Origin of the sequence: Micromonospora sp. NPDC049282 (assembly GCF_043197045.1) — a bacterium.
In the GTDB taxonomy this organism is placed as follows: Bacteria; Actinomycetota; Actinomycetes; order Mycobacteriales; family Micromonosporaceae; genus Micromonospora.
On sequence record NZ_JBICSL010000015.1, the window covers coordinates 175,268 to 185,930 of the forward strand.

The 10,663-nt window shown below is 72.1% G+C and carries 6 protein-coding genes, 3 pseudogenes and 1 riboswitch; of the genes and pseudogenes, 7 read left to right on the plus strand and 2 right to left on the minus strand.

The features are described 5' to 3' along the window. Nucleotides 1-5: 5 nt before the first annotated feature. From ACGFI2_RS23415 to ACGFI2_RS23425, 3 pseudogenes are all read left to right on the plus strand, one after another. Nucleotides 6-632, plus strand: a pseudogene (locus ACGFI2_RS23415) (DNA gyrase subunit A); the annotation flags it as partial. Nucleotides 633-659: 27 nt separating this feature from the next. Next, nucleotides 660-1,307: pseudogene (locus ACGFI2_RS23420) on the plus strand (LAGLIDADG family homing endonuclease); the annotation flags it as partial. Between the two features lie 393 nt (nt 1,308-1,700). Continuing rightward, nucleotides 1,701-3,782: pseudogene (locus tag ACGFI2_RS23425) on the plus strand (DNA gyrase subunit A); the annotation flags it as partial. Between the two features lie 350 nt (nt 3,783-4,132). On the opposite strand, the gene ACGFI2_RS23430 reads toward ACGFI2_RS23425, so the two are convergent. Next, on the minus strand, nt 4,133-4,828 hold the full coding sequence (locus ACGFI2_RS23430; RefSeq protein WP_393520657.1) for an alpha-ketoglutarate-dependent dioxygenase AlkB: 696 nt from the start codon (nt 4,826-4,828) through the stop codon (nt 4,133-4,135). A gap of 41 nt (nt 4,829-4,869) precedes the next feature. Then, the gene (locus ACGFI2_RS23435) at nt 4,870-6,195 is read right to left on the minus strand and encodes a polysaccharide pyruvyl transferase family protein (protein ID WP_393520659.1); all 1,326 of its coding nucleotides are present in this window, start codon (nt 6,193-6,195) and stop codon (nt 4,870-4,872) included. Nucleotides 6,196-6,342: 147 nt separating this feature from the next. Here ACGFI2_RS23435 and ACGFI2_RS23440 point away from each other — a divergent pair, with 147 nt between their 5' ends. The 4 genes from ACGFI2_RS23440 to ACGFI2_RS23455 all read left to right on the plus strand — a co-directional run bounded on the left by ACGFI2_RS23440 (nt 6,343) and on the right by ACGFI2_RS23455 (nt 10,525). Beyond that, on the plus strand, nt 6,343-7,533 hold the full coding sequence (locus tag ACGFI2_RS23440) for an acyltransferase family protein (protein WP_393520661.1): 1,191 nt from the start codon (nt 6,343-6,345) through the stop codon (nt 7,531-7,533). A 174-nt stretch (nt 7,534-7,707) separates the two neighbouring features. Beyond that, the gene (locus ACGFI2_RS23445; protein WP_393520662.1) at nt 7,708-8,127 is read left to right on the plus strand and encodes a hypothetical protein; all 420 of its coding nucleotides are present in this window, start codon (nt 7,708-7,710) and stop codon (nt 8,125-8,127) included. 140 nt (nt 8,128-8,267) lie between these two features. Continuing rightward, nucleotides 8,268-9,032, plus strand: a complete 765-nt coding sequence (locus ACGFI2_RS23450) for a hypothetical protein (protein ID WP_393520664.1) — start codon at nt 8,268-8,270, stop codon at nt 9,030-9,032. 306 nt (nt 9,033-9,338) lie between these two features. Continuing rightward, nucleotides 9,339-9,478, plus strand: a riboswitch (cyclic di-AMP (ydaO/yuaA leader). 204 nt (nt 9,479-9,682) lie between these two features. Then, nucleotides 9,683-10,525 carry a C39 family peptidase gene (locus ACGFI2_RS23455; RefSeq protein WP_393520666.1) on the plus strand — a complete coding sequence of 281 codons (843 nt, stop codon included), beginning with the start codon at nt 9,683-9,685 and terminating at the stop codon, nt 10,523-10,525. The last annotated feature ends 138 nt before the right edge of the window (nt 10,526-10,663 follow it).

The window sequence follows — 10,663 nt, forward strand, 5'->3', positions numbered from 1 at the left end:
GCACCATGGCACGCCGCAAGGACGACCGCGCGAAGGCGGACCTCTCCGCCTTCGACCAGGCCGGCGCCCGGGTCTTCGACAACCCGCTGGTCACCGAGGTTTCCGACTCCTACCTGGAGTACGCGTTCTCGGTCATCCACTCCCGCGCCCTGCCGGACGCCCGGGACGGGCTCAAGCCGGTGCACCGGCGCATCCTCTGGTCGATGTACGAGCAGGGCCACCGCCCGGACCGGGGGCACGTGAAGTCGGCCCGGATCGTCGGCGACGTCATGGGCAAGTACCACCCGCACGGCGACACCGCGATCTACGACGCGATGGTGCGGTTGGCGCAGGACTTCTCGCTCAACGTCCCACTCATCGACGGGCATGGAAACTTCGGCAGCCCGGACGACGGCCCGGCGGCGGCGCGCTACTGCGTAGTAGGCGATACCCGGATCCGTCTTGCCGACGGAACCAGTCCGCGAATCGGTGATGTGGTGAATCTTCCGCCGGACAGCGAGGCGGATGCCGACTTCGAGGTCCTCGACAAGGACGGCAAGGCCGTTCGGGTCAACAAGGTCTTCAACTCAGGAGTTCATCCGACGCTGCGCTTCACCACGGAGACTGGCTACTCGCTGCGGGGCAGTGAAAATCACCTGGTCCTTTGCCTCGACGCCCCGATGGGCGTCCCTGTTCTCCAGTGGCGGAGGCTCGACGAGCTCGCTCCGGGTGTGGTCGTCTGCCTCGCGCGGAACGCCTGGAGCCAGGTTGTCCCCACCGCGCGGGAGTACATGCTGGGCGTGTTGGGCGGCGCATGGGTGTCGGAAGGCTTTGCGAACGAGTCCCGGGCAGGGTTCAACAACACCGACGAGCACTTTTTCGAAGAGGTTTTGCACGCCTACGACCAGGTTGTCGGTGGGCGACGTTACGTCACCGAACGGCATACCCGTCGAGACCGTCGGCGCATCCGTGAGCTGGACGTCCAAGAGTATGCCGGCGGTATGGATGCTTTCCGGGCAAGCCCGCTTGCCGAGCTGATCGGTCATCAGGCCAGGGACAAGTTCGTACCCGAGTTCGTCTGGACCGGCGGCTGGGGTGTGAAGCGGGCATTCCTGATGGCCCTGTTCGAGGGCGATGGCGGAGTCCGGGTGGCCAACGCCAGCTTCACCATCCAATACACCAGCTTCAGTGAGCGGTTGACCCGCGAGGTTCAAGAGTTGCTGGCGGAGTTCGGAGTTGTCGCCTGCCATCGGCAGTACACCCGCCCCAGCGGTTCGGTGGAGCACCGCTTGGTGGTGTCTGGGCTACGAAACATCAAAGCGTTCGCGACCCGGGTCGGTTTCCTACGTACGAAGCAAGCGGTGCTGGCCGACGTGCTGGGCCACGCGCCCGTGCGCCCGCACCGCCTCAGTCAGGACCACGTTCCCTTTGTCGCCGACTACGTGCGGGGTGCGCTCGAATTCGATCGGCGGGGTAGCGGACGCAAATGGCTGACGCAGCACAACTTTGATCGGATCGAGCGGTGGGAGACCGAACGACTGCGCATCATCGACCGAATCAAGGACACCGAGGTCCTGGCGACCATTCTGCCGATCATGGACTCGGGATATCGGTTCGAGCGCATCGTTGCGGTGGCGCCGGACGAGCCGGCAGAGGTCTACTCCGTACGGGTGGAGTCCGCCGATCACTCCTTCCTGGCCGGCGGCTTCGTGAATCACAACACGGAAGCCCGGATGTCCCGCGAGGCGATGCTGCTCGTCGGCGAGTTGGGTGAGGACACCGTCGACGTCGAGCCCAACTACGACGGCTCGCTGACCCAGCCCACCGTGCTGCCGGCCGCCTTCCCGAACCTGCTGGTCAACGGCGCGTCCGGGATCGCGGTCGGGATGGCGACCAACATGATCCCGCACAACCTCGGCGAGGTGGTCCAGGCCGCCCGCTGGCTGATCAACCACCCGGACGCCACGCTGGACCGGCTGATGGAGTTCGTGCCCGGCCCCGACCTGCCCACCGGTGGGCTGCTGCTCGGGCTGGACGAGGTGCGCCGGGCGTACGAGACCGGGCGCGGCGTGGTGCGGATGCGCGGCCGGGTGCAGATCGGCCCGCTGGAGGGCAGCCGTGGCCGGCAGGCCATCACGGTCACCGAGCTGCCGTACGGCGTCGGCGCCGAGAAGGTGATCGCGGCGATCACCAACGAGGTCAACAAGACCAAGCGGCTGACCGGCATCGCCGACGTCAAGGACCTCACCGACCGGGAGAACGGCACCCGCCTGGTGGTCGAGTGCAAGGTGGGGGTCAACCCGCAGGCATTGCTTGCCGACCTCTACCGGCTCACCCCGCTGGAGCAGTCGTTCGGCGTGAACAACCTGGTGCTGGTGGACGGCCAGCCGCGCACGCTCGGGCTCAAGGAGCTGCTCGAGGTGTTCCTGTCGCACCGCTACGAGGTGGTGACCCGGCGCAGCGCCTACCGCAAGCGTCGGCGCGAGGAGCGGCTGCACCTGGTGGACGGCCTGCTGATCGCCCTGCTCGACATCGACCGGGTGGTCAAGCTGATCCGGGCCAGCGAGGACGCCCAGGCGGCCAAGGACGGCCTGATGCAGAAGTTCAAGCTGTCCGAGATCCAGGCGACCTACATCCTGGACACGCCGCTGCGCCGGCTCACCAAGTTCGACCGGCTGGAGCTGGAGGCCGAGCAGGAGAAGCTGCGCGGCGAGATCGCCGAGCTGTCGACGATCCTCGACGACCCGAAGGTGCTGCGGAAACTCGTCTCCGACGAGCTGGCCGCGGTGGTGAAGCAGTTCCACACCGAGCGGCGCACCACGCTTGTCGACGGCGACCTGAAGGAGGTCCTCGCGGCCTCCGCGCCGGCGGGTCCGCTGGAGGTCGCCGACGATCCGTGCCAGGTGATCCTGTCCGCGACCGGCCTGGTGGCGCGGACCGCGGCCGAGTCGGAGGAGGCGGCCGAGGCGCGGCGGCGCAGCGGCCGGGTCAAGCACGACGCGGTACGCGCCGTGGTGCACTCCACGGCGCGGGGGCGGGTGCTGCTGGTGACCAGCGCCGGCCGGGCGTTCAAGATCGACGTGTTGCCGTTGCCGGTGCTGCCGGAGCAGTCCGGCACGGTGTCGTTGCGCGGCGGCATGTCGGCGGCCGAGCTGGTGCCGTTGACGCCGGGGGAGACCGTGGTGGGGCTGGCGCCGCTGGGGCCGTCCGCCGCCGGGTCGCCCGGTCTGGCGCTGGGCACGCGGCAGGGTGTGGTGAAGGTGTGCGCGCCGGACTGGCCGGTCCGTTCGGACGAGTTCGAGGTGATCTCGTTGCGTGACGGCGACGAGGTGGTCGGCGCGTCCTGGCTGACCGACGGCGCCGAGGCGCTGGCGTTCGTCTCGTCGGAGGCGTCGCTGCTGCGCTTCGCGGCGTCCCTGGTCCGGCCGCAGGGCGTCAAGGGCGGCGGGATGGCCGGCATCAGCCTGCCCGCGGGCGCGCGGGTGGTGTTCTTCGGCGCGGTCCGCGCCGGTGACGCCCAGCACGGTGAGCCGATGGTGGTCACGTCGACCGGCGCCACGGTCAAGGTGACGCCACTGAAGGCGTACCCGGCGAAGGGGCGGGCGACCGGCGGCGTGCGTGCCCAACGGCTCCTCAAGGGTGAGACGGACCTGTCCGTGGCCTGGATCGGCCCGCGGCCGGTGGGCGCGACGGTGAACGGTGACCCGGTGGACCTGCCCCCGGCGGACCCACGCCGCGACGGTTCCGGCTTCGCCGTCATGCTCGGCCCCACGGTCGTAGGCCACCACATCGACCGCGACTGACCCCACCCTCCAACGCCCCCCGCGCGCTGATTCACGGAAAGCGTGGCTGTCCCGCCCCGGACAGCCACGCTTTCCGTGAATCAGGCCCCAGGGCGGGGTGGGGGTGGGGTGGGGGGCGGGCGATCAGGCGCATGCCGTGGTAGATCACCAGCGCGGCGGCGGTGCCCAGGGCGATGTCGTTGAAGGACAGGTCGCCCGCGATCAGTGTGTAGTTGGCGGTGCCGACGATGACCGCGACCGCGGCGGTGAACAGGTTGACCGGGGTGGAAGTCGACCCGGTTCTCGATCCAGATCCGGGCGGGGCGTACCGAGCGGCCGTCGCCGTGCCGGGTCCACGTCAGGAACGGCAGTCAGGCCACCCCGGCGGGGCGGAACTGGACGCTGACCCGGGGGCCGACCGGTCGGGCGGTCTTCGGCACGGCGTGCTCCCAGGCGCGCTGGCAGGAGCCGCCCATCACCACCAGGTCGCCGTGGCCGAGCGGGAAGCGCAGGCTGGCGCCGCCACCGCGCGGGCGCAGCAGCAACGGGCGGGGGGAGCCGAACGAGACGATCGCGACCATGGTGTCGGTGTGCGCGGAACGCCCTCGGGTGTCGCCGTGCCAGGCGACGCTGTCCCGGCCGTCGCGGTAGAGGCACAGGCCGGCGGTGACGAACGGCTCGCCCAGCTCGGGCGCGTAGTGCCGGGTGAGCGCGTCGCGCGCGGCGGTGAGCACCGGGTGCGGCAGCGGCCGGCCGGCGGCGTACCAGCAGAGCAGGCGGGGCACCTCGACGTCGGTGTCGTACATGGTGCGGCGCTCGGCCCGCCACGGCACGTCGTGCCGCAGCGTGTCGAGCACGGCGTCGGAGCCCCGCACCCAGCCGGGCAGGTGGTCGACCCAGGCGCCCCGGCTCAGCTCGTGCCGGCGCAACCGGCCGGCATGAGCGAACGCACCGGGCGAAGCGTCGAGGGCCGTGAGGGCATGCCCGGCCGGCGCGGCGAGCGGGCCCAGGGTCGGGCCCTGCTCCGCCAGGTCGAGCATCGAGGGCTGGTACGCGATGTCGGACACGCCCGCGATCGTACCCCGGGCTCGAACAGGCGTACGACTGCTCAGCGCCGCAGCAGCCGGCGGACCGGGTCCGGGACGGCCTGCTTGATCCGCTCGCGCAGCCCCTGGGTGCGCAGCGTGCGGACGGTGTCGGCGAGGGTGAGGTTCTCGTCGCGGAGCCGCTGGATGCGGGTCAGCAGCTCGGCGGCCGGGGTGGCGGCGGCCGGCCGGACGGCCGGCGGGAACTCCGTCTCGTGGACCTGCCGGTCGAACGCCGCGGCGCTGTCGCCGTCGGCGAACGAGATGCCGAGGTCGTGCTTGGTCAGGAACGTGGTGATCGTGTCGAAGCGGTCCTTGTGACCGGCGTTGAGCGCGGTGTAGTCGGCCTCCGCGTAGAGGTCGGCGGCGTCGACGTCGGCCGGCACGTCCCGCATGATCCGGTGCGGGATGTCGAAGTAGCGGGCCAGTTCCAGGGTGCGCGAGTCGTGCGCGAAGAGGTAGCCGGGGGTGCCGGCGATCAGCGCCGTGATGGTGCCGTGGATCCGGGTGCCGAAGTTGAAGTCGAAGCCGGACAGGTGCGCCATCCAGGTCCACGGGTCGACGAACATGCGCACCTTGTCCTCGACGAAGAGCGGGTGCGAGGTGTGCAGCGGCATCTCGCTGCTCTTGCCCCGTTGCTCGGGCGCGTCACCGTAGAGCAGCGTGCCGAGGGTCCGCAGGTCCTGCGGCACGTAGCACAGGTTCGGGTAGCGCTCGCGGTGGTGGCGGACCACCCCGGCCATCGAGGCGACGTAGGGGGAGATGGTCAGCGCGATCCGGGCGTCGGTGGTCAGCTCGGTCCGGCCCTTCTCCAGCCGGAAACTGTCACCGTGCAGGAACATCGACGGGCAGCCGATCTGCTCCACCGCGGAGAAGCCGAGGGTACGCAGGTAGCTTTCGGTGATCTCGCCGCGGACCCCGATGCTGTGCGAGCGGTCGAGTACCGCCCGGCAGAACGCGCTGACCGCGTCGTCGATCGGGCGCAGGTACTCCCGGTCGCCGTCGACGTTCGTCTGCACGCCGACGCCGAGGACCACCACCGGGATCTTGAGCCGTTCGATCAGGCGGGTGAGCGGTTCGAGGCGGTGCGCGAAGCTGCGGCGGAAGGCGTTGGCAAGCGGGACGACGAAGACGTCGTGGCGCTCGTTGATCTCGTCGGCGTCGCGCGGGTCGGCGGGCTTGCGGGTCGGGGTGATCTCCGCCGTGGAGGTGGCCAGCAGCTTGTGTGCGGCGTGGCTGAACACCAGGTTGCCGGTGTTGTCGCTGATCCAGTTGCGGCCGAAGGTCTCCTCGGGCGTAAAGACGTCGAACGGACCCTTACGGGCGCGAAGGAGGATCCTCTGGTGCATCCGGCTGCTCACCTTCCGAAACGGCCCGGCGGACGCCTGCGGGCGCCGGCGGGTGCGGGAACGGAAATCCTATCCGCCGCCCGCCGGTGGCCGTCCGGACGCCGCCGCGCGGGAGCATGCCGTCTATCACCCGGTAGGGTGCCCGGGATGACCAGTGCGCCGACCACCACCCGCGCGGCGCGGCTGCCGTCGCTGACCGGGCTGCGGTGGATCGCCGCGCTGCTGGTCTTCGGCTTCCACGCGGGCACCATGCGGATCATCGCCGAGCCGCAGTGGAAGGCGGTGCTGGACAAGGCGTTCAGCCTGGGCCTCTCCGGCGTCGAGTTCTTCTTCATCCTCAGTGGATTCGTGCTGGTCTGGTCGTACCGGGACGGCGAGCGCCCGTGGACGTTCCTGCGCCGCCGGTTCGCCAAGATCTACCCGAACCACGTGGTGATGTTCGTGGCGGCGCTGGCCGTGGCGGCCTGGTTCGCCGACCCGGTCCTGCCGTGGGCCGCGATCGGCAACCTCTTCCTGGTCCAGGCGTGGATCCCGCTCAACGGCTACTTCTACAGCGTCAACAACGTGAGCTGGTCGCTCTCCTGCGAGCTTGCCTTCTACCTGTGCCTGCCGCTGGTGGTGCCGTGGCTGCGCCGGGCCGGCACCGGCTGGCTGCGAGTGGTGCTGGTCGCCGCGCCGCTGCTGATCCTGGCGCTCTGGCCCGGTCAGCACCTGGTGCCCGAGGACCAGCGGTGGTGGTTCACCCAGATCTTCCCGGTCACCCGGTCCTTCGAGTTCTGGATGGGCGCGGCCGCCGCCGAGCTGATGCGCCGCCGGCGCTGGCGGGGCCCCGACCTCACCGTGGCCAGCCTGATCTTCGTCGCCACCTGGGTGGTCGCCGCGCTGTGGATCCCGGCCGAGTTCTGGGCGGCGCTGCTCGCCGTGGCGTACCTGCTGGTCATCGCCGCCGCGGCGGACGCCGACGTGCGGGGCCGGCGGACCCCGTGGCGGTGGCGTCCGATGGTCTGGCTCGGCGAGGTCTCGTTCGCGTTCTACCTGGTCCACGTGTTGGTCATGGTGACCGTCCTGCGGCTCACCGGCGACTGGGGCACCGGCCTGCCCGGATGGCGGGGCCCGCTCGCGGTGCTCGGGTTCCTGCTGCTCACCCTGGCGCTCGCCGCCGCCCTGCACCGCTGGGTGGAGGTGCCGATGATGCGCCGCCTCGGCCCGTCGCGCCGGGCCCGCCGCGAGTCGGCCGCCGCTTCGGCCTCCGCCGCACCGGGTGTGCCGGCGCCGAGGTCGGCCGCCGACGACGCCTCCCGCCCGATCGAGTACGCCGGGCGGCGCCGCCCGGACTGAGCCGTCCGGCCGACCCGGTGGCGTCCCTGCGAGCTGGCCTCCCTGCGCGATGTTTTCCCTGCTCGATGGCGTCCCGGCGCAGTGCGTCCCGGGCCCGGCGGCGCCTCTGCGCGGTGGCGTCACGACACGCCGAGCGACGGTGCGGTGTGGCGGGATCGGCGGTAATTTGTACCCGTGCTTCCGATCGCGCTCACCTGTCCCGTGTGGTGGGTGGCGCGCTGGGCCGCACGGATGCTGGCCAGCCTGGCCGTGGTGGTCGCCTTCTCGCTCGGCACCGCCACGGTGCCGGTCGGCGTCTCCGCGGCCGCGCCGGCCTCGACCGGCCTGACGCTCCGCACCGCCGCCGGCGCTCCGGCCGTCCCGCGAGCGGAGCACGTCGACACCGCCGCGTGGCAGCGCGTCACCGCCGCCGAGCGGCACGGCGTCACCGCCGCCGAGCGGCAGCACGACCTCGGCGCCGCACGGCAGAACGCCCCCGTCGGCGTTCCGGAGCCACCGCCGGAGGGCGCCGTCGCGCCGCCGGCCGGCCGGCTCCCGCTCCCGGGCGGCCAGCCGCCGGCGTCGGCCGGCCCGCGAGCCCCGCCCGCCCGCTGACCCGCCACGGGCCCCGGCCCGTGCCCCCACCCACCGAACCTCACCCCGTGCCCGCCCGTCGGCGGCCCGGCGGCGCCCGCGCCCCGCCCCGACCGGCCCGTGCGGATCTTCCCGCCATCGTCTCCCGTGAGGTGCCGACCATGTCGCAGACCGTTCTCCTCAACTTCCTCACCGCGGTTCCCGAGGCCGCCGCCATCTGGTCGGCCCTGACCGTGCTCGCCCTCGTCCTGCTCACCGTGCTGGTCGCCCGCCCCGAACGCGACGGCGCGGTCGAGGTCGAGCCCGACCCGGTCGACGCGGAAGCCGTCCACCGCGCCGACCTGACCCGCTACGCCGACGAGGTGGCGGTCGCCGCCGCCGGCGCCGCCCAGACCGCACGCCGCCGCCGTGAGCAGTGGCTGGCCGCGCAGAGCGAGGCGGACCGAACCTGGAACGCGTACGACGAGGCGGACGCCGCCGCTCGCCGCCTGGCCGCCGCCGGCGCGCTGCCCGCCCCGCACACGCCACACACCCCGACCGAGTACGCCGCGCGGGAACGCTGGCTGCGCCACGCCGCCATGACGGCGCACTGGCGGGGTGACCTGACCGCGCGCCAGCTCGCCGACGTGCTGGCCCACCGCAACGGGTGGGACCCGCGGCGCCACCCGGCCGAGCAGGAGATCGTGTTGGCCCGCACGGTCCGCGACGGGCGCCGGGCCGGCTGGAAGGTGGCCGCCGAGCGGGAGCGCCTGGCGTGGCGGGCCGCCGAACTGGCCGCCGAGTCGGCCCGGACGCTCGCCGCCGAGGCGTACGCGGCCGCCGTGGCGCTGCGGCCCGTCCCGGCGTCCCGCGCCCCGGCCGTGACCAGCGTCCCGGTCCCGGCGACCGTGCGGAGCGCCCGCTGGCGGCCGGCCCGCGTGGGCTGAGCGGGGACGTCGACCGAATTGTTACCGACTGTGGTGAGCCCTCTCACCGGCGTCACCCGGACGGCGGTCGTCGGGGACCGATGGCCGCTCCTGCGCGCGCTGCCCCTTTCCGTACCGGCCGGATGTCCCTCTTTCCGCCGCCCGGTGCCGTCGTAGCGCCTTGCCCCATTGAGCGAAGTGAGTGACCGGCTGTTCCGAATCAGTAGGCGCCAGGGGTGTTTACGCAGGTGGGGGCGCTTGGCATGGCGTGTACCCACCGGTAGTGTCGGCGCGTCCGGTGCGGTTCTCGATCGCCGATGGCGACGCCGCGCCGACCCGCCTAATCGTTCACACACGAACCGGGGACCCAAGCAACACCGGGGTGAATCCGCGAGCCACGGCCGCGGTAGGGCGTACTTCCCGCCCGAATCCGTCAGCTAACCCGGTCGGCGGCCACGGAAGGAGTTCCGCCCCGTGCCCACCACCCCCCGATCGTCCCCCCGCCTCCACGGCCACCGGGTGCCGGCGCTCGCCTGACCGGCGACGCACCCGACCCCAGCCCGCCCGGTAGTCCGGGCGTCGCTTCCCGCGGCCCTGCCGCCCGCCAGCGCGTGTGAGTGCCTCCGCGCGCCGGGCCGGCGCGTGCCGCTCACCCCCGTGGAGGAACAACCGTGAAGCACCACCTGAAGCGTCAGCTGCGGCGCCTCGCGACCGAGCGCCCGTACCAGATCATCGCCGGTTCGGCCGCGGCCCTCGTGCTGGCCGGCGGCACCGGCGTCGCCCTCGCCGCCACCGACGACACCCCGCCCCGGCAGGAGAACACCGCCTCGGTGGCGGAACTCGGTTCCCGTCTCGGCGACACCGCCAGCCGGAGCGAGGCCCGGATCGCCGTCCCGTCGCCGAGCGCGTCGCCCAGTGCCTCGCCGAGCGCGTCACCCAGCCCCAGCGCCTCGCCCTCGGCGAAGACCGCCGACCCGGACACCACGCGCAAGGCCAAGCCGAAGCCGCCGTCGAGCAAGGTGCTCGACTACGACTACCAGGCACAGATCAACGGCTACTACTGCGGCCCGGCCGCGGTGCGCAACGCGCTCAGCGCCGTCGGCATCGAGCGCAGCCAGGACACCCTGGCCGCCGCGCTCGGCACCACCGAGATGGGTACCAACTCCGCCGAGGACACCACCCGGGTGCTCAACCAGCAGGTCAAGGGTGACCCGTACCGGACCCGCATGATCCCGGGCGCGGCCACCCGGGGGCAGATCGACCAGCTCCAGGCCGACGTCGTCCGAGCGGTCGGCAACGGTCGGGCCCTCGTCTCGAACATCGCCGGCGACGCCACCGACACCAACGGTGGTTGGCACTCGTTCCCGGGTGGCCACTACGTCGCCGTGGTCGGTTACAAGAACGACGGCCGTACCGTGCGGATCGCCGACTCGGCCGACCCGTCGCTGCCGTCGTACTGGGTCACCACGGTCGACCTGGCGAACTGGATGGCCACGCGCGGTTACTCCGCCTGACCTCCCTTTCCGGTACGCGTGAAGGCCGGCACCCCGTGGTTCGGGGTGCCGGCCTTCGGCGTGGTGCTTACTTGGTCCAGTGCTGGTCGACGAGGTCGGTGGCCTGCTTCTCCCACTGCGCGTACGCATCCGGGTAGG

Excerpts from the sequence above, each read along its gene's own strand:
- ACGFI2_RS23435 (WP_393520659.1), bottom strand. The coding sequence starts at position 6,195 with ATGCACCAGAGGATCCTCCTTCGCGCCCGTAAGGGTCCGTTCGACGTC.
- ACGFI2_RS23440 (WP_393520661.1), top strand. The coding sequence starts at position 6,343 with ATGACCAGTGCGCCGACCACCACCCGCGCGGCGCGGCTGCCGTCGCTG.
- ACGFI2_RS23450 (WP_393520664.1), top strand. The coding sequence starts at position 8,268 with ATGTCGCAGACCGTTCTCCTCAACTTCCTCACCGCGGTTCCCGAGGCC.